The 24,841-nt window shown below is 67.2% G+C and carries 16 protein-coding genes and 1 tRNA gene; 11 read left to right on the top strand and 6 right to left on the bottom strand.

Going from position 1 to position 24,841, the window contains the following annotated elements; all coding sequences use genetic code 11:
* Nucleotides 1–39 precede the first annotated feature (39 nt).
* On the top strand, nucleotides 40–945 hold the full coding sequence (locus tag QZ749_RS22245; protein WP_296951619.1) for an AraC family transcriptional regulator: 906 nt from the start codon (nucleotides 40–42) through the stop codon (nucleotides 943–945).
* Nucleotides 946–1,053: 108 nt separating this feature from the next.
* Here QZ749_RS22245 and QZ749_RS22240 read toward each other — a convergent pair whose 3' ends face one another.
* The 4 genes from QZ749_RS22240 to QZ749_RS22225 form a co-directional block, all read right to left on the bottom strand.
* The gene (locus tag QZ749_RS22240; RefSeq protein WP_296951616.1) at nucleotides 1,054–1,467 is read right to left on the bottom strand and encodes a hypothetical protein; all 414 of its coding nucleotides are present in this window, start codon (nucleotides 1,465–1,467) and stop codon (nucleotides 1,054–1,056) included.
* A gap of 159 nt (nucleotides 1,468–1,626) precedes the next feature.
* Nucleotides 1,627–2,748 (bottom strand): beta-ketoacyl-ACP synthase III, encoded by a 1,122-nt coding sequence (locus tag QZ749_RS22235; RefSeq protein ID WP_296951614.1) that lies wholly within the window; start codon nucleotides 2,746–2,748, stop codon nucleotides 1,627–1,629.
* Nucleotides 2,749–2,899: 151 nt separating this feature from the next.
* Entirely contained in the window at nucleotides 2,900–4,324 is a 1,425-nt protein-coding gene (locus tag QZ749_RS22230) for a S41 family peptidase (RefSeq protein ID WP_296951611.1), read from the bottom strand.
* Between the two features lie 76 nt (nucleotides 4,325–4,400).
* Complete coding sequence (locus QZ749_RS22225) at nucleotides 4,401–5,606, bottom strand: glycosyltransferase family 4 protein (RefSeq protein WP_296951607.1); 1,206 nt, start codon at nucleotides 5,604–5,606, stop codon at nucleotides 4,401–4,403.
* Between the two features lie 233 nt (nucleotides 5,607–5,839).
* Between QZ749_RS22225 and QZ749_RS22220 the strand changes: the two genes are divergently transcribed.
* From QZ749_RS22220 to QZ749_RS22190, 7 genes are all read left to right on the top strand, one after another.
* Nucleotides 5,840–7,207 carry a UDP-glucose/GDP-mannose dehydrogenase family protein gene (locus tag QZ749_RS22220; RefSeq protein WP_296951604.1) on the top strand — a complete coding sequence of 456 codons (1,368 nt, stop codon included), beginning with the start codon at nucleotides 5,840–5,842 and terminating at the stop codon, nucleotides 7,205–7,207.
* Nucleotides 7,204–8,208: an NAD-dependent epimerase/dehydratase family protein gene (locus tag QZ749_RS22215; RefSeq protein WP_296951601.1), complete on the top strand. Its 1,005-nt coding sequence runs from the start codon at nucleotides 7,204–7,206 to the stop codon at nucleotides 8,206–8,208. Before QZ749_RS22220 ends, QZ749_RS22215 begins: the two co-directional genes overlap by 4 nt.
* Nucleotides 8,209–8,304: 96 nt before the next feature.
* Complete coding sequence (locus QZ749_RS22210) at nucleotides 8,305–11,313, top strand: sensor histidine kinase (protein ID WP_296951598.1); 3,009 nt, start codon at nucleotides 8,305–8,307, stop codon at nucleotides 11,311–11,313.
* Between the two features lie 164 nt (nucleotides 11,314–11,477).
* The gene (locus tag QZ749_RS22205; RefSeq protein ID WP_296951595.1) at nucleotides 11,478–12,062 is read left to right on the top strand and encodes a hypothetical protein; all 585 of its coding nucleotides are present in this window, start codon (nucleotides 11,478–11,480) and stop codon (nucleotides 12,060–12,062) included.
* A 422-nt stretch (nucleotides 12,063–12,484) separates the two neighbouring features.
* Nucleotides 12,485–14,497 carry a M13 family metallopeptidase gene (locus tag QZ749_RS22200; RefSeq protein WP_373896851.1) on the top strand — a complete coding sequence of 671 codons (2,013 nt, stop codon included), beginning with the start codon at nucleotides 12,485–12,487 and terminating at the stop codon, nucleotides 14,495–14,497.
* Between the two features lie 91 nt (nucleotides 14,498–14,588).
* On the top strand, nucleotides 14,589–16,652 hold the full coding sequence (locus QZ749_RS22195) for a M13 family metallopeptidase (RefSeq protein WP_296951591.1): 2,064 nt from the start codon (nucleotides 14,589–14,591) through the stop codon (nucleotides 16,650–16,652).
* A gap of 210 nt (nucleotides 16,653–16,862) precedes the next feature.
* The gene (locus QZ749_RS22190; protein ID WP_296951589.1) at nucleotides 16,863–18,875 is read left to right on the top strand and encodes an acyltransferase family protein; all 2,013 of its coding nucleotides are present in this window, start codon (nucleotides 16,863–16,865) and stop codon (nucleotides 18,873–18,875) included.
* 16 nt (nucleotides 18,876–18,891) lie between these two features.
* On the opposite strand, the gene QZ749_RS22185 is transcribed toward QZ749_RS22190, so the two are convergent.
* Complete coding sequence (locus QZ749_RS22185) at nucleotides 18,892–20,325, bottom strand: right-handed parallel beta-helix repeat-containing protein (protein WP_296951587.1); 1,434 nt, start codon at nucleotides 20,323–20,325, stop codon at nucleotides 18,892–18,894.
* A 483-nt stretch (nucleotides 20,326–20,808) separates the two neighbouring features.
* Between QZ749_RS22185 and QZ749_RS22180 the strand changes: the two genes are divergently transcribed.
* Entirely contained in the window at nucleotides 20,809–21,477 is a 669-nt protein-coding gene (locus QZ749_RS22180; protein WP_296951585.1) for a PEP-CTERM sorting domain-containing protein, read from the top strand.
* Nucleotides 21,478–21,569: 92 nt separating this feature from the next.
* Here QZ749_RS22180 and QZ749_RS22175 read toward each other — a convergent pair whose 3' ends face one another.
* Nucleotides 21,570–22,466, bottom strand: a complete 897-nt coding sequence (locus tag QZ749_RS22175; RefSeq protein WP_296951582.1) for a cytochrome c5 family protein — start codon at nucleotides 22,464–22,466, stop codon at nucleotides 21,570–21,572.
* A gap of 184 nt (nucleotides 22,467–22,650) precedes the next feature.
* Here QZ749_RS22175 and QZ749_RS22170 point away from each other — a divergent pair.
* Nucleotides 22,651–22,726 (top strand) — tRNA-Arg (locus tag QZ749_RS22170).
* 729 nt (nucleotides 22,727–23,455) lie between these two features.
* Entirely contained in the window at nucleotides 23,456–24,745 is a 1,290-nt protein-coding gene (locus QZ749_RS22165; RefSeq protein WP_296951579.1) for a nucleotide sugar dehydrogenase, read from the top strand.
* The last annotated feature ends 96 nt before the right edge of the window (nucleotides 24,746–24,841 follow it).

The following is a 24,841-nucleotide window of genomic DNA, read 5'->3' as shown; positions in this document are numbered from 1 at the left end:
CTGCCAGGCCTGCTAGGATCGTGCACTTAGCATTGCCGGATGACTACCGTGGAAGAGACCACCCTCGATCGCCTGCGCAGCCTGCTGCTGCGTCATGCCCATGCGCCGAGCGCGGCCGTGCCTGGATTGCCGCGGGTCGCGCTGATGGCGGCCAGTGCGCCGCTGCCGGCCGAACTGCACGTGTGCGAGCCGACGTTCACGCTGGTCGTGCAGGGCCGGGCGCGCACCGCCCTGGGGGCGGCGCTGTTCGATTGCGGCCCGGGGCAGTGCCTGGTATTGCCGGTGGACCTGCCCGTCGAGGCCGGCATCGTCGAGGCCAGCGCCGACCGGCCCTTCCTGGGGTTGCGCCTGGCGCTGGACGCGGAACGCATCGCCGCGCTGCTGCTGGACGCCAGCCGCCCGCTGGCGCCGGCCGTTACGGACCGGGCGATCGTGGCCGCGGACGCGGACGCCGCCGTGATGGCGGCCGTGCTGCGCCTGCTGGCGCTGCTGGATACGCCGGACGACCTGCCCGTGCTGGGCGAGGCGTTCGAGCGCGAATTGCTGTGGCGCCTGCTCAACGGCGCGCAAGGCGCCACGATCCGCCAGATCGGGCTGGCCAACAGCCGCATGGCGCAGGTCGGCAAGGCGATCCGCCACATCCGCCGCCACCATGCCGAAACGTTGCGGGTCGAGGCGCTGGCGGCCGGCGTCGGCATGAGCGTGACGTCGTTCCACCGTCATTTCCGGGCGATCACGTCGATGACCCCGGTCCAGTACCAGAAGCAGATCCGGCTGCAGCTCGCGCGCGCGCGGCTGGTGGCGGGGGAGGGCGACGTGGGGGCGGTCGGGTTCGCGGTGGGCTACGACAGCCCGTCGCAGTTCAGCCGCGAGTACCGGCGCATGTTCGGCGCGCCGCCGGGACGCGACGGCAGGCGGTTGCGGGAGGCCGGCGGGAAAGCGTGAGGAATGGCAGAGGGGACTGGCAGAGGGGACTGGCAGAGGGGAAAGGCAGCGGAAATAGCGGCGTGCCATCGCTGCGCCGCCGCGTGGCGGCGCAAGCGCGGGCCGGACCTATCGTCCGCGTCCGCCCTTCTTGCCCGGACGGCTGCCGGCGTCGGACGGCTTCTGGCGGCCCGCATCGGCATGCGCCGCCGCACCGCTCGCCTGGCGTTGCTCCGCGCCGCCGTAGCCCGACTGGCGCGACGCGTTCAGGCGGTCTTCCTCGCCGCGCGCTTGCAGGCGCTGGCCGCTCTGGCGCGCGCTGCTGCGCTGGACGTTCAGGCTGTCGTCGATGCCGCCCTGCAGCGTGCCGCGCGCGCGCAGCGCCGCGCCCAGTTGTTCGATGTTCGCCGACTGCACGTTGGCGCTGCCCGGCGCTACCCAGCCCGGCGCGCGCGGTTGCTGGCTGCCCTCGGCGACGGTCATGGTCTTTTCCTTGCCGATGCTGCGTGAGCGATTGCTGTCCGGGCCTTTTTGTTTCGACATGTTGATCCTCCTCAAGGGCTGCGCGTGATGCGCTGACAGAAGGATCATGCGCGCCGGGAAGCCCGTATTCCAGAGGAACAGGGAGCGCACCGTTGTAGGACTGGAACTACCTTCTTTCTCCAACGAATGTTGATTTCAGGTAGTTCCAATGGGAAGCAATCAGCGCTTGCGCACGACCACGCAGCCGATCGAGTAGCCGGCGCCGAACGAGCAGATCACGCCGTTGCTGCCGCTGGGCAGGTCGTCCTGGTACTTGTGGAAGGCGATGATGGAACCGGCCGACGAGGTGTTGGCATAGGTGTCCAGGATCACCGGCGCTTCTTCCGGCGTGGCGTCGCGACCCAGCAGCGTGCGCACGATCAGGTGGTTCATGTTCAGGTTGGCCTGGTGCAGCCAGAAGCGGGCGATGTCCCCGACCTGCAGGCCGGCGTGTTCCACCGTCGTGCGGATCATCTCGGCCGCCATCGGGCAGACTTCCTTGAACACCTTGCGGCCCTGCTGGCGGAACAGCTTGTCGGGCTGGCCGATGCCGTCCTCGTCGAAGCGGTTCATGAAGCCGAAGTTGTTGCGGATGTTGTTCGAGAAACTCGTCTTCAGCTTCGAGTCGAGGATGTCGAACTGGTGCGCGCTGGTCGCCGTCTCCGCCGCCTCGATGACCATCGCCGTGCAGGCGTCGCCGAAGATGAAGTGGCTGTCGCGGTCGCGGAAGTTCAGGTGGGCGCTGGTGATTTCCGGATCCAGCACCAGCACGGCGCGCGCCTGGCCAGTCTGGACGGCGGCGGCCGCGGTCTGGATCGCGAAGGTGGCCGAGGAGCAGGCCACGTTCATGTCGAAGCCGAAGCCCTCGATGCCCAGCGCGTCCTGCACCTCGACGGCCATGGCCGGGTAGGCGCGCTGCATGTTGCTGGCGGCGACCAGCACCATGTCGATGTCGGCCGGGGTGCGGCCGGCGCGGGCCAAGGCCTCGCGCGCGGCGGCCACGCACATTTCGGCCTGCAGCGACAGTTCCTCGTCGCCGCGCTCCTTGATGCGCGGGGTCATGCGGGTCGGATCGAGGATGCCGGCCTTTTCCATCACGTAGCGCGACTTGATGCCCGATGCCTTTTCGATGAAGCCGCTGCTGGACGGTTCCAGCGCGGCGACCTCGCCGGCCGCGATCTTCCCGGCGTTGTCGGCGTTGAACAGCTCGACGTAGGCATTGAACGCCGTCACCAGCTCGTCGTTGGAGATCGATTGCTGGGGCGTGTACAGGCCGGTGCCGCTGATGACGACAGGTTTCATGAATGAACTTTCCTGGATGATAATGGGAGGAAACTCCCGAAGAATCCGCCGATTCTACACAAACGTACCCGCAGTGGGAACCGCCGCGGCCGGAAAATCGAACGGATGTGCTAATCGAACGCCGCCCGTCGCGACGGGCGTTGTGCGACGGTCAAGGCGCGCTCCTGGCGAGCGGGATGGCGGGGGTGTTGCGCTTCGACAACTGTACCGGCAAGCCCTGCAGGTGGCGCAGCGCCTGGCCCAGCTGGAAGTCGTCGGCGCTGCCGAATTCGAGCGGCTTGCGGGTGCGTTCCAGCGCCAGGATGCGCATCTGCTCCTGCAGGTCGCCGTGGCCGGTGGCGTCCTCGGCGTCGCGGTCGTTGGCCAGGTGGCGCTGCAGGTCGGCTTCGCGCATGCGCAGCGCGTTCAGGCCGTCGTCCTCGGCATTCTCGTCGACCGGGACGTCGGGCAGGATGCCGCGCGCCTGGATCGAGCGCCCGCCTGGCGTGTAGTAGCGCGCCGTGGTCAGCTTGACGGCGGTGTCGCCGGGCAGCGGGCGGATCGTCTGCACCGAGCCCTTGCCGAAGGTCGGGCTGCCGACGATGGCCGCGCGGCGGTGGTCCTGCAGGGCGCCGGCGACGATTTCCGAGGCCGAGGCCGAGCCGGTATTCACCAGCACCACCATCGGGATGGTCTTGAACAGCGCCGGCACCTGGGCCAGCGGGTCGCTGCCGCGGCCCAGCATGTAGTAGTCGGGACTGGCGTAGAAGCGCGCCTTCGAATCCGCGAGCTGGCCGTTGGTCGAGACCACCTCGGCGTCCTTCGGCAGGAAGGCCGCGGAGACGCCGATCGCGCCCTGCAGCAGGCCGCCCGGGTCGTTGCGCAGGTCGAGCACCAGGCCCTTCAGGGCCGGCTCGGCGCGCGCCAGGTCGGCCAGCTTGCGCGCCAGGTCGGCGACCGTGGGTTCCTGGAACTGCGCGATGCGTACCCAGGCGTAGCCGGGCGCGACGATGCTTCCCTTGACGCTCTTCTGCACGATCTCGTCGCGCTCGATGGTCATCTCGATCGGCGCGGCCACGCCCTTGCGCACGATCGACAGCACGACCTTCGTCTTCGGTTCGCCGCGCATGCGCTTGATGGCGTCGTCGAGGTCCATGTCCTTCACCGCGGCGCCGTCGATGCGCGCGATCAGGTCGCCCGCCAGGATGCCGGCGCGCTCGGCCGGCGACCCCTCGATCGGGGCGTTGACGCGGATGTAGCCCTCGTCGCTCTGGCCGATCTCGATGCCCAGGCCGACGAACTTGCCCTCGGTGCCCTCGCGCAGCTCGCGGTAGGCGGCGCGGTCGAGGTAGGCCGAATGCGGGTCGAGCGCGGCCACCATGCCGGCGATCGCCTGGGGCAGCAGCTTGCGCTCCTCGACCGGCTCGACGTAGTCGGCGCGGATCAGGTGCCAGGCGTCGGCCAGGCGGCGCAGGCTGTCGATCGGCATGCCGTCGGCGACCGGCTTGTGGGCCAGCGCCGAGAATTGCATGGTGACGGCGACGCCGAGGATCACGCCGAGGGTGACCAGGCCGGCGTTCTTGAAGGTGGGACGCATGTGCTGTCGGGTGTCGTTGAACGCGGCGCGGAACGCGCCACGGTCCAGTATAACGCGCCCGCGCCCGCAGTGCGCCTCAGGCCACCGCGCGCTGCTGCAGCGGCAGGCGCCTGCCGCCTTCGATGATGCGTCCGAACAACTGCAGCTGGCCCTCGGTGGTGGCGTCCCAGCTGAAGCCTTCGGCATAGCGGCGCGTGGCCGCATGGTCCGGGTAGTTGGCGCGCAGCCGTCCCAGCGCCTCGGCAATGCCCGGCGACGTCCGCTCGCGCATCAGCACGCCGGCCTCGGGCGCGGCCACCACTTCCGGCGTGCCCCAGACGTTGCTGGCCACCACCGGGGTGCCGCAGGCCATCGATTCGAGCAGGACGTTGGCCCAGCCTTCGCGGCTGGACGCCAGGATCATCGCGTCGGCGGCATTGTAATAGTGCTTCAGTTCGGTCTGCGCCACGGCGCCGAGGAAGGTCACGCGGTCGGCCACGCCCAGGCGCTCGGCCTGCGCCTCGAGGCGCTTGCGTTCCGGGCCGATGCCGGCGATCAGGAGTTTCACGTCCGGCATCAGCGCCAGCGCGCCGATGGTCAGGTCGTGCGCCTTGCGCGGGTCCAGCACGCCGACCGAGACGACCGTGAAGCCGTCGATGCCGAGGCTGGCGCGCGCGGCCTGGCGGTCCATCGGCTGGAAGCGCTGCAGGTCGACGCCGTTGCGCAGCGCGACGATGCGGTCGCCGGGAATGCCCAGGCCCATCATCTCCTCGCGCAGCGCATTGCAGACGGTGACCATGCCGGCGGCGTTGTGCGCCGCCCACATCAATTGCCGGCGCGGCAGCGCATACTGCGGGATCAGGTTGATGTCGGTGCCGCGCGCGGTGATCACGACCGGCTTGTTGAAATACTTGCCGAGCATGACGGCCGCGACGCCGTCCGGATAGAAATAATGGGCGTCGATGGCGTCGAAGTCGTAGCCTTCGTCGAGGATGCGTCCGATCTCGCGCTTGCACGCCTGCGCCATCAGCCACGGCGCCGCCGTCATGCCGATCTTGGGGATCACCAGGTAGCGCGGATGGCTGACCGCAATGCCGTAGCGTTCCTCGTGGCGCGGCACCTTCGAAAAGGCGGCGTAGTCGCCGAAGCGCGGATGCTGCGACGGGAACCAGGGCACAGGCGCGACGACCTTCGACTCCGCCTTGCCGCTGGCCAGCAGGTAGCGCAACCGGGTTTCGACGAAGATGCCGTGGCTGGGCTTGACCGTGTTCGGGAAAAGGGAGCTGAATGTGAGGAGCTTCATGGGTCTGGACGATACGGGTTCGGCCCCATTATGTGCCAGAACGAAATTGTTTGTCGCGCTGCAGGAAGCGCGCGCGACAGGGCCGTTGTGTACAACACAAATGTCCCAATCGTAACCGTGCGCGCCGGAAATGTATGATAGATTTTGTCTAGTTGTTAACTCCGCTTCGCTGCGCCCGGCGCCAGCCCGCGAGGGCCGCAGGCCATCTGGCTCACTATCCAAAAGTAAAGATTATGAAAATTTCCGTTATCGGGACTGGCTATGTCGGACTGGTGTCCGGCGCCTGCTTCGCCGACGTCGGCAACACCGTGCTGTGCCTGGACGTCGATACCCGCAAGATCGCCATGCTGAAGGACGGGATCATCCCGATCCACGAACCGGGCCTGGACGCCATGGTCCAGCGCAACGCCGCCGCCGGCCGCCTGCTGTTCTCGTCGGACTACGACGACGCCGTCGAGCATGCCGACATCATCTTCCTGGCCGTCGGCACGCCGCCGGACGAGGACGGCAGCGCCGACCTGACCCACATCCTGTCGGCCGCGCGCAGCATCGGCCAGCGCCTGGCACGCCCGGCCATCATCGTCGACAAGTCCACCGTGCCGGTCGGCACCGCCGAGAAGGTCAAGGCCGCCATCGCGGACGAGATCGCCAAGCGCGGCGTCGACGTGGCCTTCCACGTCGTCAGCAATCCCGAATTCCTCAAGGAAGGCGCGGCGATCGAGGACTTCATGAAGCCGGACCGCATCGTGGTCGGCAGCGACGACGCCGACGCCGGCAAGCAGATGCGCCAGCTGTACGCGCCGTTCAGCCGCAACCACGAGAAGTTCGTGGAAATGGACATCCGCAGCGCGGAACTGACGAAGTACGCGGCCAACGCGATGCTGGCCACGCGCATCAGCTTCATGAACGAACTGGCCAACCTGTCCGAACTGCTGGGCGCCGACATCGAGGCGGTGCGCCTGGGCATCGGCATGGACCCGCGCATCGGCCCCGACTTCCTGTACGCCGGCATGGGCTACGGCGGCTCGTGCTTCCCGAAGGACGTCAAGGCGCTGATCAAGACCGCGTCCGACCACGCGCACCAGCTGCACCTGCTGACGGCCACCGAGAAGGTCAACGACGCCCAGAAGGACGTGCTGTTCCGCAAACTGGTGCGCTTCTTCGGCACGCGCGAGGCGCTGCGCGGCAAGACCATCGCGCTGTGGGGCCTGTCGTTCAAGCCGAACACCGACGACATGCGCGAGGCGCCCAGCCGCGTGCTGATCGAGGCGCTGTTCGCGGCCGGCGCCAACGTCGTCGCCTACGATCCGGTGGCGAGCACGGAAGCGCAGCGCGTGCTGCTGGCCGCGCACGGCGAGCAGACGTGCAACGCCCAGCTGCGCATCGTCGACTCGGCGCGCGCCGCGGTCGAGGGCGCCGACGTGCTGGTGCTGGTCACCGAATGGAAGGAATTCCGCGCGCCGGACCTGCCGTTCCTGGCCCGGCAGCTGAAGATGAAGGCCGTGTTCGACGGCCGCAACATCTACGATCCGGAAGCGTTCGCCGCCGCCGGCCTGGCCTACGAAGGCATCGGCCGCCGTTCCGGGAACGCCGCGCGATGAGCGAGACGACAGGGACGGTCCTCGTCACCGGCGCCGCCGGCTTCGTCGGCAGCGCGGTGGCGGTGCGCCTGGCCGCCATGGGTTACCGGGTGGCCGGCTGCGACAATTTCAACGACTACTACGACCCGGCGCTCAAGCGGCACCGCGTGGCGGCCCTGCTGGACCCGGCGGGCGTGGATTGCGCGCACGTCGAGCTGAGCGACGTGGACCAGGTGAACGCGCTGTTCGCGCGGGTCCGGCCGACGCTGGTCGTGCACCTGGCGGCCCAGGCCGGCGTGCGCTATTCGCTGAAGAACCCGGCCGTCTACGTGCAGGCCAACGTGGTCGCCTTCGGCCACCTGCTGGAAGCCTGCCGCGCGCAGGGCGTGCAGCACCTGCTGTACGCCAGCAGCAGCAGCGTCTACGGCGCCAGCGCCAGCACGCCGTTCCGCGAGACCGACGCCACCGACGAGCCGGTGTCGCTGTACGCGGCGACCAAGAAGTCCAACGAGCTGATGGCCCATACCTACAGCCACCTGTACGGCATGCCGATCACGGGGCTGCGCTTCTTCACGGTCTACGGACCCTGGGGCCGGCCGGACATGGCGTATTTCAGCTTCGCGCGCAAGATGCTGGCCGGCGAGAAGATCCCGGTCTTCGCCGAAGGCAAGCTGTACCGCGACTTCACCTACATCGACGACATCGTCGAAGGCGTGGTGCGCCTGCTGTTCAAGCCGTCGGTCCACGCAGGCAAGCCGCCGCATTCGATCTTCAACATCGGCAACAACCAGCCGGTGCAGGTGCTGGACTTCATCCGCACGCTGGAAGACGCATTCCAGGTGAAGGCCGAACTCGACTTCCAGCCGATGCAGCCGGGCGACGTGCCGGCCACGCACGCGGACACGTCCAAGCTGCAGGACTGGGTCGGCTACAAGCCCACCACCTCGCTGGCGACGGGCCTCGCATCCTTCGCGCAGTGGTACCGCCAGGCGCGCGGGGAAAACGCCGCATACCTGTCCTGAGCGCCTGGCCCAGGGGGGGAAATGCCGGATTACCATGTTTTCTAGGTAATCCTGTTCAGGTAACATGGGAAGTTTCTGCCGACGCGCCAGCCTCCCATGCCCCGACCACGCCCGCTCTCCACGCTCCTGCTCGCCCTCGGCCTGGGCGTCGTTGCCGTCCCGGCCGTGGCCGCCATCCCGGCCGAGCCGCCCACGCCCGCGCCCGTCATCGCCATGCAGCACGCCAGCTGGACCGCCGGCGACGGCGCGCCGACCGGCATCTACGGCATCCGCCAGACGCCGGACGGCTGGCTGTGGATCGGCAGCACGGCCGGCCTGTTCCGCTTCGACGGCGTGCGTTTCCAGCGCGCCGAAGGGGCGCTCGCGCCGCTGTCCTCGAACATCCAGGACCTGGGCCTGCTGGCCGACGGTACCTTGTGGGTGAGCTACAAGTTCGGCGGCATCAGCCTCATGCGCGACGGCGCCATGCGCCATTTCCGTCCCGGCGAGCACGCCATGCCGCCCGGCACCGTGTTCACCGCGGGCCAGGACGGCGCCGGCCGCATCTGGATCGCCAGCAGCCGCGGCTTGCGCGTGCTGGCGCCGGACGGGACGTGGCGCGCACCGGATGCCGGGCTCGCCGCGCCGTCCGCGACCGTCACCGCCATGTTGCTCGATAGCCGCGGCGTGTTCTGGATCCGCACCGCGCAGACGGTGTTCGCGCTGGCGCGGCACGGCGCGCGCTTCGCGCCCAGGCTGCAGGTCGCCGGCGCCGGCAGCCTGGCCGAACACCCGGACGGCAGCATCTGGGCGTCGGACCTGATGCAGGCCGGCCTGCACCTCGTGCAGGGCGTGCCGGGCACCGATCCGAACGCGTGGAACGTCGACGACACGATGAACGTCTTCCTGTTCGACCGCGCCGGCAATGCGTGGAAGACCGGCATCGCCGGCGTGACGCGCTTCGACCGGTCGGCGCCGGACACCGGATACCGGCAGCGCACCGATGCCGAACACGGGCTCTCCGGCCCACATCCGCACATCGTGTTCGAGGACCGCGAGCAGAATGTCTGGGTCGGCACGGACAATGGCCTGGACCGTTTCCGCGCCTACCGGCTGCGCCCGATCGACCTGCCGCGCTACCTGGGCGAAGCCCGCCCGCTGGCCCCGGCCGCGGCTGGCGGGGCCTGGGTCGACCGCGCGTTCCTGGCGCGCCCGGACGCGGCGCCGGCACCGTTCGCGCCGCCCGCGTCGTACACCGATTCCACCACGGCGCTGCACGCGGCGCCGGACGGGACCTTGTGGAGCGGCGGCCTGGGCGGGCTGTGGAAGGTCCGCGACGGCAGGCGCGAGGCGGTGCCGATGCCGCCCGGCCTGGACGATCCGCTGGCGACGCCGGTGCTGTCGCTGGCCAGCGATGCCGGCGGCGCGCTGTGGGTCGCGCTCGGGCGGCGCGGCACCTGGGTGCTGCGCGACGGGCGCTGGAGCGCGCGCGGCGGCGGCGTGCCGGAACTGGCGTCGTTCGCCACCATCGCGATGGCCGCCGACGCCGCTGGACGCATGTGGCTCGGTTCCACCGACGACGAACTGCGCCTGCTGGACAAGGGGACCGTGCGGCGTTTCGGCCGGCAGGACGGCCTGCACGTCGGGACGGTGCTGGCGATCCTGCCGGCCGCCCAGGGCGCCTGGGTCGGCGGCGAGAACGGCCTGGCCTGGTTCGACGGCCAGCGCTTCGTGCCGGTGGCGGGGCGCGGTGGCGAACCGTTCGCGGGCACCAGCGGCCTGGTGTTCGCGCGCGACGGCACCCTGTGGCTGAACGGCGGCGCCGGCCTGTCGGCCATCGCCCCGGCCGAGCTGCGCCGGGCGCTGGCCGATCCCGCCTACCGCGTGCGCTTCGACCGGCTCGACTACCGCGACGGCCTGTTCGGCAACGCCGCCCCGATCATTCCCCTGCCGTCGGCGATCCGGACCGCCGACGGCATGCTGTGGTTCTCGACCACCAGCGGCGTGTTCGCATTCGACCCGGCCGCGCTGGCGAAGAATCCGCGCGTGCCCCCGGTCTTCATCACCGCGCTGCGCAGCGGCGAGCGTGCCTATCCGGCGCACGACGGCCTGCGGCTGGCGCCGCGCACGGATGCGCTGGCGCTGGAGTTCACGGCGCTCGGCTACCGGGCGCCCGAACGCATGGCGTTCCGCTACCGGCTCGACGGCGTCGACCGCGACTGGCAGGACGCCACCGGCCGTTCGGCGCACTACACGAACCTGGCGCCGGGCCGCTACCGCTTCCGCGTGATCGCCGCGAACGACGACGGCATCTGGAACGAGGAGGGCGCCTCGCTCTCCTTCGAGATCGCGCCCAGCCTGGTCCAGACGTCCTGGTTCCGCGGCCTGTGCGTCGCCGCCGCGCTGGGCGTGCTGTGGCTGCTGCACCGCCTGCGCCTGCGCCGCATGGCGCGCCGGCTGGCGGCGCAGATGGATGCGCGCCTGGCGGAGCGCGAGCGCATCGCGCGCGAACTGCACGACACCCTGCTGCAATCGGTGCAGGGACTCGTCATGAAGCTGGGCGCCGCCGTACAGCGCCTGCGCGAGGACGAGCGCCGGCCGCTCGAGGAGGCGCTGGAACAGGCCGGCGCCGTGATCGGCGAGGGGCGCGACCGCGTGGCCGGCTTGCGCGGCGAGCGCACGGCGCCGGCCGGCCTGGCGCAACTGCTGGCCGACGACGGCGCGGCCGCGCTGCGCGACGGCGGGGTGCGCTTCGACGTTGTGACCGTGGGCACGCCCGTCGCGCTGGACGCGGAAGTCGCCGCCGAGGTGCGCGAGATCGCGCGCGAGGCCGTGCGCAATGCGTTCGCGCACGCGCAGGCGCGCGCGGTGACCGTGACGCTGCGCTACGCGCCGCGCGGCCTGACGCTGACGGTGGCCGACGACGGTTGCGGCATCCCGGCGGACGTCGCGGCCAACGGCGGCCGCCCCGGCCACTGGGGCCTGGCCGGCATGCGCGAGCGCGCCGCCCGGATCCAGGCCCGGCTCGACCTGGCCACGCGCGTCGGCGAGGGCACCACGTGGACGCTGGACGTGCCGGTGCGCGCCACCGCCGCGAACGTCAATACGACTTCCGCGTTCCTGTAAATCCGTGTATCCCCACGCGAACGGCAGGTAAGTATTTGTAAAGTGACCGGACAGGGTGGCGGGCGAGGCATATAGTCGTTCTCAGTTTTTCTCTCTCTCTCCACTCTTGAAGTGGTCTTTGCCCACGGTACCCCCGTGGGCATTTTTTTGTCCAGGAGCCTGTCATGTCGCCAACCCGGTCCGTCCGTGCCATCCTGTTCGCGCTCGCCGTCGGCGCGGCCGTCCCGTCGTTCGCCGTGCCGCTGCTGGACCTGCGCGTCGAGGACCTGTTGCCGATGGCGTCCGAATTCAGGAAGTCGCTGAACCTGAACGCCAACCAGCAGACGCTGTGGAACCAGGTCGAGGGCCGCTCGCGCGCCGTGCTGCGCGAACGCCAGCGCCGCCGCGACGCCCTCCAGGAGCAGGCGAAGGCGCTGCTGGCCAGGCCCGACGTCGAGTTGCGCGAGCTGGACAAGGCCATCGCGGCCGAGCTGGCGCTGGAAGCGGACGAGGACAGGGAGCTGCGCGCCGCGTGGCTGGGCGTGAACGACGCGCTCGACGACAAGCAGCGCGTCCAGGTCGCGGCCTTGCTGGGCGAGCAACTGATGCGCGTGGTGCCGGAGGGCCGGCCGGGCGGCGGCGAACGTGGCGGCGACCGGGGTGGACGTCCCGGCGGCGGCCACGGCCGCGGTGGCATGGGCGGACCGGGCGGCGGCATGGGCGGTCCGGGCGGCGGCATGGGTGGCGGCTCGCTGCATATCGGCGGCTGACCCGGCGCCGTGCGCGCGCGGTGCGATGCCATGCACCATGCATGACATATGCATGATGTATCGAAAAGTAAAAAAGCCTCTTTTTTTGTAATCCGACTATTCTTCCCCGCTAGAATCGTTTTATCCACGCGGCCAAGCACCCCGCTTTTCCGGGCGCCGCCGCGCAATCGATGACAACGATCCGCCCATGAGTACGCCGATTTCCGTCGCGCCGGCGCAGCGCGACGCCGCTCCCGCATCCCCCTCCCCGCGAACACTACGCATGAGCTCGTAGTGTCTGCCAGACAACACGCGCGTTTCCGCCATCCGGGAACGATGACCGTTGTGTTACATTTGCCGACGGCCAAGAGCCGTTCTTTTCCCGCACGACTGAGGACTTCCTTGTGAAACGATACCTTCTGAGCACCCTGACCCTGTCCCTGATGGCCGCCTTCGCACCCGCGGGCGCCGCGGACAATGCCGCGCCGGCAGCCACCAGGCTGACGTCGGGCATCGACATGCAGTACATCGATCCGAGCGTGCGCGTGCAGGACGACTTCTTCAAGTACCTGAACGGGAAGTGGCTCGAGACCGCCGAGATCCCGGCCGACCGTTCCAGCTGGGGCACCTTCATCAAGCTGCGCGAGGACACGACCCCGCAGCTGCGCGGCATCATCGAAGCCGACCAGAAGGCGGCGCACAAGGTCGGCACCGACCAGCAGAAGATCGGCGACCTGTACGCCAGCTTCATGGACGAGAAGACGCTGGAAGCGCTGGGCACGCGTCCGCTGGCGGGCGAACTGCAGCGCATCCGCACGCTGAAGGACAAGAAGGGCGTGCCGGCGCTGGTGGCGCACCTGTCGCGCATCGGCGTGGCGACCCCGTACGGCATCGGCGTGGCGCAGGACGCCAAGGCGTCGACGAAGTACGCGACCTACATCCGCCAGGGCGGCCTGGGCATGCCGGACCGCGACTACTACCTGAAGCTGGACGACAAGAAGATGGCCGACATCCGCGCGGCCTACGAAAAGCACGTCGCCAGCATCCTGGGCCTGGCCGGCGACAAGGACGCCGCCGCCAGGGCGAAGGCGATCGTCGCCTTCGAGACCGAGCTGGCCAAGGTGCAGTGGACCCGCGTCGAACTGCGCGACCCGAACAAGAGCTACAACAAGATGAGCGTGGCCGAACTGGTCGCGCTGACCCCGGGCTACGACTGGAAGGCCGCGCTGGCCGGCGCCGGCGTGGGCAACAAGGCCGACTACGTGATCGTCGGCCAGCCGAGCTACCTGACCGGCCTGAACGCGGTGCTGGAGCGGACCGACCTGGCCACCGTCAAGGCCTACTTCGAGTGGCAGCTGCTGCGCGAATACGCGCCCTACCTGTCGAAGGCCTTCGTCGACGAGAACTTCGACTTCTACGGCAGGACGCTGACCGGCGCCACCGAGAACCGTCCGCGCTGGAAGATCGGCGTGTCGGTCGTCGAAGGCGCGCTGGGCGAGGCGCTGGGCCGCGAATACGTGGCGCAGTACTTCCCGCCGGAGCGCAAGGCGCGCATGGAAGAGCTGGTCAAGAACGTGCTGGCCGCCTACAAGGAATCGATCGACGGCCTCGACTGGATGAGCCCGGAGACCAAGAAGGAAGCGCAGGCCAAGCTGGCCACCTTCAATCCGAAGATCGGCTACCCGAGCAAGTGGCGCGACTACACGCGCCTGGCGATCAAGAAGGACGACCTGGTCGGCAACGTCCAGCGCGCCGCCATCTTCGCCCACGAGCGCAACGTCAACAAGCTGGGCAAGCCGATCGACCGCGAGGAATGGGGCATGACGCCGCAGACCGTGAACGCCTACTACAACTCGCGCATGAACGAGATCGTGTTCCCGGCCGCGATCCTGCAGCCGCCGTTCTTCAACGCGCAGGCCGACGACGCCGCCAACTACGGCGCGATCGGCGCCGTGATCGGCCACGAGATCGGCCACGGCTTCGACGACAAGGGCAGCCAGTCCGACGGCCAGGGCAACCTGCGCAACTGGTGGACCGACCAGGACCAGGCGCGCTTCAAGGCCAAGACCGACATGCTGGTCAAGCAGTACGACGCCTTCGAGCCGGTCCCGGGCTACCACGTCAACGGCGCGCTGACGCTGGGCGAGAACATCGGCGACAACTCGGGCCTGGCGATCGCGTACAAGGCCTACAAGATCTCGCTGCACGGCCAGCCGGCCCCGGTGATCGACGGCCTCACCGGCGACCAGCGCTTCTTCATGGGCTTCGGCCAGGTGTGGCGCTCGAAGATGCGCGAGGCCGCGCAGATCCAGCAGGTCAAGACCGACCCGCACTCGCCGGGCCAGTTCCGCGCCAACGGCACGCTGCGCAACCAGGCCGCGTTCTACGAGGCGTTCGGCGTGAAGGAAGGCGACAAGATGTACCTGAAGCCGGAAGACCGCGTCACGATCTGGTGATCGACCGGCCCCGCCGCTACCGCGGCATGCAACGACGGCCGGCGTCACGTGCGCCGGCCGCATCCACCCAAGACCACGAGGGAACATCACGATGAAGAAGCAATACCTGCTGAGCGCACTGACGCTGGCGCTGATCTCCAGCCTGGGCCATGCGGCCGAAGGCGCCGCCGCCAAGAACAACGGCAAGGCCGGCCCGGCGCTGACCTCCGGCATCGCTACCCAGTACATCGAGCCGTCCGTGCGCCCGCAGGACGACTTCTACGATTACCTGAACGGCAAATGGATGAAGACCGTCGAGATCCCGGCCGACAAGTCGAGCTGGGGCTCGTTCATGGAACTGCGCGAGAACACCCTGCCGCAGCTGCGCGGCATCATCGAGAAGGTCGCCGGCGGCAAGCCGGCCGCGGGCACCGACGCCCAGCGCATCGGCGACTTCTACGCCAGCTTCATGGACGAGGCGCGCCTCGAGCAGCTGGGCGTGACCCCGCTGAACGCGGAACTGGCGAAGATCGCCGCGCTGAAGGACAAGTCCGAGCTGCCGGCCCTGCTGGCGCAGCTGGGCAAGATCGGCGTGGGCGTGCCGTTCGACTTCGGCATCCACCAGGACAACAAGGATTCGACCAAGTACGTGGCCGACATCGGCCAGGGCGGCCTGGGCATGCCGGACCGCGACTACTACCTGAAGGCGGACGACGCCAAGCTGGCCGCCACCAAGGCCAAGTACCAGGAGCACGTGCAGAAGATGCTGGCCTTGGCCGGCGACAAGAACGCCGCCGCGAACGCCAAGGCCATCGTCGACTTCGAGACCGAGATCGCCAGGGTGCAGTGGACCAAGGTCGAGCTGCGCGACCCGATCAAGGCCTACAACAAGGTCGAACTGGCCGACATGGGCAAGATCGCCCCGGGCTTCGACTGGAACGCCTGGCTGAAGGCCGCCGGCCTGAGCGACAAGGTCACCTACGTGATCGTCAGCCAGCCGACCTACCTGAAGGGCTTCGTCGGCGTGGCCGACAAGACCTCGCTGGACACCTGGAAGGCCTACCTGTCGCTGCACCTGATCGAATCCTACGGCAGCTTCCTGTCGAAGGCCTTCGTCGACGAGCGCTTCGACTTCTACGGCACCACGCTGTCGGGCGTGAAGGAAATCGAGCCGCGCTGGAAGCGCGGCGTGGGCGCCATCGAGCGTTCGCAGGGCGAGGCGCTGGGCAAGCTGTACACCGAGCAGTACTTCCCGGCCGAGCGCAAGGCGCGCATGGAAGCGCTGGTGAAGAACCTGCTGGCCGCCTACAAGCAGTCGATCGACAAGCTCGACTGGATGAGCCCGGCGACCAAGAAGGAAGCCCAGGCCAAGCTGGCCAAGTTCACGCCGAAGATCGGCTACCCGAACAAGTGGAAGGATTACTCGGCCCTCGTCGTCAAGCGCGACGACCTGGTCGGCAACGTGATGCGCTCGCGCATCGTCGAGGCGGACCGCGAGATCAACAAGCTGGGCAAGCCGATCGACCGCGACGAATGGGGCATGACGCCGCAGACCATCAACGCCTACTACAACCCGGAGATGAACGAGATCGTGTTCCCGGCCGCGATCCTGCAGCCGCCGTTCTTCGACGCCAATGCGGACGACGCGGTCAACTACGGCGGCATCGGCGCCGTGATCGGCCACGAGATCAGCCACGGCTTCGACGACCAGGGCGCCCAGTACGACGGCGACGGCAACCTGCGCGACTGGTGGACCGCGTCCGACCACAAGAACTTCAAGGCCAAGACCGCGATGCTGGTGAACCAGTACAACGCCTTCGAGCCGATCCCGGGCTACCACGTCAACGGCGAACTGACGCTGGGCGAGAACATCGCCGACAACTCGGGCCTGGCCATCGCCTACAAGGCCTACCAGATCTCGCTGAAAGGCAAGAAGGCCCCGGTGATCGACGGCCTGACCGGCGAACAGCGCCTGTACATGGGCTGGGCCCAGGTATGGCGCACCAAGATGCGCGAGCAGCAGCAGATCGTGCAGGTCAAGACCGACCCGCACTCGCCGGGCCAGTTCCGCGCCAACGGCACGCTGCGCAACCAGCCGGGCTACTACGAGGCGTTCAAGGTCAAGCAGGGCGACAAGATGTACCTGGCGCCGAAGGACCGCGTGATCATCTGGTAAGCATCGACCCTGGCGTACCGCGCAGGGACACGACCCCGGGAGCCGCAAGGCCCCGGGGTTTTTTCATGGGCGCCCCGCGCGTGTGGCATGCCGGCATCGTTTTTCAGGTTTTCATTTACTGTCATTACACGACGCTGTATTTTTGGCTATCGATACGAGTCATCAATAACAACAAACCCGCGCGCCGCGCGGAGCAGGACAGGGGAAACCATGAAACGGGACGCGCACGCCGCACTGGGCATGCCGGACGCGCTCGGCTACAGGCCGGACATCGACGGCATGCGCGCGCTCGCCGTGCTCGCTGTCATCGTCTTCCACATCGACAAGGACCTGCTGCCCGGCGGCTTCGCCGGCGTGGACGTGTTCTTCGTGATTTCCGGTTACCTCATCAGCGCCCACATCTTCAGGGCCGGCCGCGAGGGTACGTTCTCGTTCGTCGATTTCTATTTCCGCCGCATCCGCAGGATCGCCCCGGCGATGGCGGTCGTGGTGTTCGCGACGCTGGCCGTGGCGCAGTTCATGCTGCTGCCGGAAGACGCGCGCGCGGCGGCCAAGTCGGCCGTCTGGTCCTTCGCCTCGATGGCCAACGTGTATTTCTGGCTGTTCCAGGACACCGGTTATTTTGCCGCCAGCAGCAGCGAGCTGCCGTTGCTCCACCTGTGGTCGCTGGGCGTCGAGGAACAGTTCTACCTGGTCTGGCCGGTCGTCGCGCTGGCCCTGTGCCGCTGGCGCCTGGCGGCGCTGGCGGGCGCCATCGCGCTGGTGGCGGCGGCCTCGTTCGCGCTCGGCCAGGCCGCGTTTGCCCACAGCCCGGGATTCGCCTACTACATGCTGCCCAGCCGCTGCGGCGAGCTGCTGCTCGGGGCGCTGGCCGCGGCCGTCGTCGTGGCCGGCACGCCCGGCCAGTTGCGCACCGTGGCGCGCTGCGCCGCGCCGCTGGCCGCAAGCGGCCTGGCGCTGGTGCTGGCATCGATCGCGCTGCTGTCGGAGCGCCTCGTCTTTCCCGGCTGGTGGGCCGTGCCGCCCACGGCCGGCGCCGCCCTGCTGATCCTGGGCGGCGCCAACGGCACCAGCGTCGTTTCACGCCTGCTGGGGACGCCCGTGCTGCGCCGGATCGGCGCGATCTCCTATTCCGCCTACCTGTGGCACTGGCCGCTGCTGGCCTTCTACCGCTACGGCTATGGCGAGCCGGGCCTGGCCGCGGGCACGGCCATCTTCTGCGCCACGCTGGCGCTGGCCGAGCTGACCTACCGCTTCGTCGAACAGCCAGCGCGGCGCGGGAACCGGATCGGCTGGCGCGCCGGTTTCGTCGGCTGGGCCGCCGGATCGGTCGTGCTGGCCGGGGTGTCGCTGGCCTTCGTCTACCCGGAGCGCTTCCTGCCCGCGGGCAGCGCCGCCTACGCGCGTTCGCTCGCCGCGCTGCGCGCGCTCGACCTGCCGACCACGGCATTCGACTACGTCTGCCAGCGCAAGGTCCTCGCCCCCGGCGAACTGGACAATCCACGCTGCGCACTGGGCAAGGGCAGCCTGCCGGCCGCGCGCATCCTGCTGATGGGCGATTCGAACGCGGCCCACTACGTCGGCATCGTCGCCACCTTCGCCGAGCACGGGGCCTTCCGCTTCCGCAACCTGGAGGTCGGTTCCTGCCCGCCGGTGTTCGGCGACGTCGCCCGCTTCGCCGACGCGCGCCGCATCGCCGACTGCACGGCGTCGCAGCGGGTCTGGCGCGCGGCGATCGCCGCGGCCGACGTGATCATCCTCGGCGGCTCGTGGAGCGAATACCAGCGCAATTCCCCGCAATTCCTGCCCACGCTGTTCGCGCAGGTCGACGGCTACGTGGCGGCGGGCAAGCGGGTGATCCTGCTCGGCAAGGTGCCGGTCATCACGCAATACGACCGCCTGTGCCGCGAAAAGGCCCTGCGCTTCCCCTTCAAGGATTGCGCGGCGGGCACCAACCCCATGCTCGATGAGATCGTCCGCGTGAACGCCAGCCTGCGCCGCTACGCGCAAGGGCAGGCGGGCGTCGCCTACTTCGACGTCGAGACGCTGCTTTGTCCCGGTGGCATCTGTTCGGCCTACGGCCCGGACCGCGCCAGCCTGTACTTCGACAAGCACCACCTGTCGATGAAGGGCTCCTGGGACGTCGGGCGGCGCCTGTACGCGGCCGCCGGCATCCCGCCCGCGTTCCGCCTCGCGCTGGACGAGACGGGCGGGCGCGAGTGACACCAGGTCCTGCGGATCAGCGCGCCACGCTGGAATAGCTGCAGGACTTCACGATGCCGACGGCCGGATCGCCGAACACGGAGTTCGAGCAACGCACCGAACCGGTCACGGTCTTCGTGGCGAACTTGCCGCCGGCGCCGTAGCGCACCTGGCGCGTGCCCGGCACCGCGCAGGTGCCGTTCTCGCTGGCGCAGGCGGTCCAGGTTGCGGTGGCCGGTACCGTCGGGGTGGCCGTGGCCGTCGCCGCCTCGTAGGCGCCGATGTCGAGCTGGCCGCGCGCCGGCCGGGTCTCGCCCGCCGCGCTGTGCCGGTATTGGGCCACCGGCGCCAGGGCCACGCCGGCGGCGGACTTGCCCGGCGCCGAGCCGGCGTCGACCACCTGCGCGTTCGCGGCCGGGTGCAGGTCGTAGCCGGCCCGGTTGGCGAAGCCCGGCGCGGCCGAGCGGTAATTGGTCCGGTCGATGGCGTTCGACTGGTTCGTCACGGTGCCCACGCCGCCGAAAATATTATTTTGCAGCAGGACCGGCGTCGTGACGCCGGAACCGACCAGCACGAACGTGCCGCCCGAACCATAGTCGTTCAGGAAGGTATTGTTGACCACATACAAATCCTTGCCGGCATTGCTCGCGCCTTCCTCGCCATAGGCCAGCAGCGTGGGGTTCTGGTTGGCCGCCGGCTGCTGGATCACGTTGCCGATCACGTAGGACGTGCCGGCGTTCGGCAGGTCGATCTCGTAGCTCGGCTGGCCGGCCGCCGTGGTGCCGGCCTGGCCCGGTGCCAGGCTGGAGAAGCGGTTGTAGGCGATGGTGTTGACGTTCGCGCGCGACTTCAGGTTGTGGCCCACGTTGGCATCGTGCGCATAGTTATAGCGGAAGGTCAGGCTCTTGACGTTGCCGATGTACAGGTTGTGCGAATAGCCGTCGCCGTAGCCGTTGTGGCCGAATTCGCTGTTCTCGATCAGGACGTCGCTGTTCGGATTGGCGCCGCTCAGGATGCCGTTCTCGTTATCGTGCAGGAAGCTGTTGCGTAGCGTGAACTTGGTGCCTTCCAGGCGCAGCGCGGCGCCGTTCTTGTCCGCCACCCTGGCGCCCGACATCTCGACGTTGTCGATGGTGACGTCGTTGCCGGCCACGACCCAGATCCCCTTGCCCATGGCATTGGCGCCATTCGCCTCGATCTTCGGGCGGCCGTTGACACCGCGGACAGTCAGGCCGTTACGGTAGATGCCGCAGACGTCGCCGCGGTAGGTCGCGCTGCCGTCGATCTCGACGACGTCGCCATCCCTGGCGGCGGCAAAGGCGGCGCAGGGCGCCGCATAGGTCTTGCCCGGACCGACCGACAGGGTGGCGGCGGACACCGTTCCCGTCGCGGCCATGGCGGCCAGCAGGAGCGTGAAGCGGAAAGCGGAAGAACCCTTGGTGCGCGAAACGTTCGAAACCGGTTGTTGCATTATCTATTCCTCGTAAAAGTGCTTATCGGCAGTTATTCCTGCTGGAAAGTCGCAGGATACGAGGTTTCGGTCCGGATATTTGTAAGGAGTTGTTACTTGAAATATGTAATTAATAATAATTACAAAAATAACATTGATGTTTGGAATATGTGATTTAGACACATAAAAATTTCATGAAATATACTTTCGGCGATTAATTTTTATACAGAAATCGCGCTTCTCCCTAGGAATGCATCGATTTGCCAATTTACTACTAATAATTTATTTATTGAAATAAATCGATTGTCCTGACTGCCTATCCTGGATTAACCAACTGTTGCATACATGCCGAATGCAATCAATATATTACTCTGTCGACATTTTTTACAACACATATCAATGACCCCGGGAAACTTTCGCAAGTGATTGATTTATCAATGTTTATGGTGATGGAACGGTAATTGCTTAATCATTCACATTTGCTGATTTCACCAAGGGGATAACATGAAAAAATACCTGTTTTCACTGCTGCTGCTGCTGGGCGCCGGTGCGACGGCATTGCCGGCGGCGGCGCTGCCTTATGTGCAGGCCGGTTCGTCGTATTCGTTCTACATCCAGGGCACGAACGATCCCGGCGCCGTACTGGCCACGACGACGTTCGACAACATCGCGGAGCAGACCTCGTACCGCGACGTGAACCTGGTCGTCAGCGAATCGGAAATGGTCCAGGACAATGGCCAGAGCCTGATCACGATCTCGCTGCGGGCCAGCGACCCCAACGGTACGGGCGCGACCCTGTTCACCACGAGCGACGAAGCCCTGGTCTTCGGCATCGGCGCCGCGGACGGCAACGGCCTCGACCTGCTGGATTCGCCGGCGCTGCGCGCCGCCACCCTGTACTTCTTCGATGCGGCCAACAACGTGATCGCCACGTTCGACAACCTGGAACAGATCGTCACCAACCCGGATCCCTGGGACGGCATCTTCCCCGACGTGCAGAACCTGTTTGCCTTCGGCGAGGAAAACATCGATGCGCGCACGGTCGCCGGCTTCAGCATCGCCTTCCTGGTCGGCGAGGAAACCGCCGCCGTGCCGGAACCGGACAGCATCCTCCTGTGCGGCATCGGCCTGATGGCCGCCGTGGCGGCCGCCCGCCGCCGGCGCCAGGCCTGACCCGCGCGGATGCCGCCAACGGCATCCATGCCGGAAAAGACAATGCCCCGCTCGTGCGGGGCATTGTCTTTGGTACGGGCGCGACCGGCGTATTACTTGGCCGCGGTCACCATGAAGTCGACGGCGGCCTTCACGTCCGCATCGGGAGCGGCGGAACCGCCCTTCGGCGGCATCATGCCGGTCTTGCCCTGGAAGCCCTTGATGGCATGGTCGTACAGCGTCGCATTGCCCTGGGCGATGCGCGGCGCCCATGCCCCCTTGTCGCCGAACTTGGGCGCGCCGGCGATGCCGGCGCCGTGGCAGGCCACGCAGGTGGCGTCGTAGACGGTCTTGCCGGCGGCGGCGCCGGTGGCGGCCGGTGCGGCGGCGGCGACAGGCGTGGCGGCCGGCGCGGCGCCAGCAGCGGGTGCTGCGGCGGGAGCGGCGGCCGGGGCCGCGGCGGCATCCGCCGGTGCGGCCGCCTGGGCCGGCTGGGCGCCGGCGGCCGGGACTTCCGGCTCCTTGAACTTGGCGCCGCTCTGGTTGCTCATGTAGACGACGGCGCGCGCCACCTCGACGTCGTCGAGGTCCGGATTGCCGCCCTTGGCCGGCATCGCGCGGATGCCTTCGATGGCGTGCTTGACCAGCGTGTCGTAGCCCTGCGCGATGCGCGCGCCCCAGGCGCCGGCATCGCCCATCTTGGGCGCACCCGCGACGCCGGCGCCGTGGCAGGCCGCGCAGGTGGACGTATAGATCGCCTGGCCGGTCTGCAGCACCTTCGGCCCGCTGGCGTCCTTGAACACATAGCCGTCCTCGGCGACCGGCCGGATGCGCGCCGTCACGGCTTCCGCGCTCTGGCCCGTGGAACCGGCGCCGCCCAGCGGCTTGTTGGTGACGAACGTGACGAGGAGAATGATGCCGAGGACAATCACCAGGAAGAAGCCGGCGACCACGACGATCAGCTGCTTGGGGGTCCTGATGAAGGATTGTTCATTATGTGCGTCGCTCATGATTTCCTTAAAAACCTGAAAAAACCTGTACTCGGCACTTGCGTCACGGATGCTTGGGGTGCAATGCCGTCCAGCACGGATTATAGATCAAAGATGGTTGCTCGAAACGCAATACCTGACCGTTGCCGTCGGATCTCGTAGACGCCATGCAGGAAAGGTTGTATCCTTCGCATCCACACCCAGCGCGGCTGTAGCTCAGTGGATAGAGTATTGGCCTCCGAAGCCAAGGGTCGCTGGTTCGATCCCAGCCAGCCGCGCCATTTCCCCCGATTCCTTGCACATGACAATGTTCCCTGCCGTCACGGCAAGAGATCACTTGTTTTTGCGCAATTTATTTCTCCGTACATCAGGTATTCAAGCATCCAGGCGATGTGATCGTTGGGATTGCGCGACAACGTGTCGCCAAATGTCGACGAATAGGAAACATTTGGCAGGAATTTGCCGCGCGAACGTTCCTGCTACCGCTCACCCGTTTCCGTAACCAAGATTTACCGGCTATACTGGATCGTATCAGTCTGGTTTCATTCGTCGCATGCCTGCTTGGCGCGTGCGCCGAGGGCATCCGCGGCACGCCGCGGGAACCGGCCTGCCTGTCCGGCGCCGCAACCCCGCGCCTGTCGCCATGGCATCGCGATGAGGATGAACGTTCTTTGTTGTCGGTGAATTGGCCCAGCCTCATTTTTCTGCATGTCGTACCGTCGCTTTGACGAAACTGCGTCTGCCCGTCGAGTTATTTCGATGGCGATGGCTAATGTTGCGCACAATAGGTTTTGCTAATAACTTGTAACTCAGAAAATGTTAATATCTCGTCACGTACGGCCGCTCGGCAGTGCGGCGGCCGGGCTTCCGGAACACGGTGCCCGGGGACAGCCGGGATCATGGCTAAGTCTCTGTTATTTCAGGACAAATACCGCGCATATGTTGAGCTTCCATCTTCCGTACTAAGAGCCAGAGTTATCACACATGCAAAACTTTGTGGACGGATAATTATGAAGCCAGATGAAGTCATTGCAGTAGTCGGGCTGGGGTATGTAGGTCTGCCCCTGGCCGTCGAATTCGGTAAAAGAGGCGCGACGATCGGTTTCGACTTGTCGACGAGCAAGATTGAAAGCTATCGGAATTTCATCGATCCCGCCGACGAGGTGTCGAGCGAGCAATTGCGTGCAGCAACTTACCTGACCGTCACCGACGATCCGGCCGCGCTGGCCATGGCGGATTACATCCTGATCGGCGTCCCGACGCCCGTCGACATCGCCCACGTGCCCGATTTCGCGCCGCTGATCAGCGCCAGCGAGAGCGTCGGCCGCCACATGAAGCGCGGCGCGATCGTCATCTACGAATCGACCGTCTATCCGGGCGCCACCGAGGAAATCTGCATCCCGGTGCTGGAGCGCCACTCGGGTCTGAAGTGGAAGGAAGATTTCCACGTCGGGTTCTCGCCCGAGCGCATCAATCCGGGCGACAAGAAGCACACGCTGACCAATGTGATGAAAGTCGTGTCCGGCGACGACGACGAGACGCTCGAGCGCATCGCCGCCATGTACGAGACTGTCGTCGAGGCCGGCGTGCACCGCGCGTCCAGCATCAAGGTGGCCGAGGCCGCCAAGGTCATCGAGAATACCCAGCGCGACCTGAACATCGCGCTGATGAACGAACTGTCGATCATCTTCGACAAGATCGGTATCGATACCCTGGAGGTGCTGGAAGCGGCCGGCACCAAATGGAACTTCCTGCCGTTCCGTCCGGGCCTGGTGGGCGGGCACTGCATCGGCGTCGACCCGTATTACCTGACGCACAAGGCCGAGATGATCGGCTACCACCCGCAAGTGATCCTGGCCGGCCGCCGCATCAACGACGGCATGGCGAAGTTCGTCGCGGAAAAGACGGTCAAGTCGATGATCGAGGCCGGCTTCCACGTGAAGGGATCGAAGGTCAACGTGGTCGGCCTGACGTTCAAGGAAAACTGCCCCGACCTGCGCAACTCGAAGGTGGCGGACATCGTCCACGAACTGCGTTCCTACGGCGTCGAAGTGCACGTGCACGATCCGGTCGCGGACGCGCAGGAAGCCTTCCACGAATACGGCATCGAACTGGAAGCGTGGGACGACCTGCCGCGCGCCGACGCGTTCATCGCGGCGGTCGCGCACCGCGATTTGCTGGAGATGGGCATGCCCGAAATCGGCAAGAAGCTGACCGAGGGCGGCTGCTTCGTCGACGTGAAGGCGCAGTTCGATCCGAAGCAGATCCGCGATGCCGGCTACTGCGTCTGGCGTTTATGAGCAACAAAAAACGATAAAAGTGATACTGATGGGCCGGGCGGGAGGATTCGCCCGGCATAATAGCGAAAGTCGTGCGGCGGGTCTCTTCCTGCCGGA

It is taken from the genome of uncultured Massilia sp. (assembly GCF_913773735.1).
Classification (GTDB): domain Bacteria; phylum Pseudomonadota; class Gammaproteobacteria; order Burkholderiales; family Burkholderiaceae_D; genus Telluria.
The sequence above is the reverse complement of the archived record's forward strand: the minus strand, read 5'-3'. Positions and strand labels throughout refer to the sequence as shown.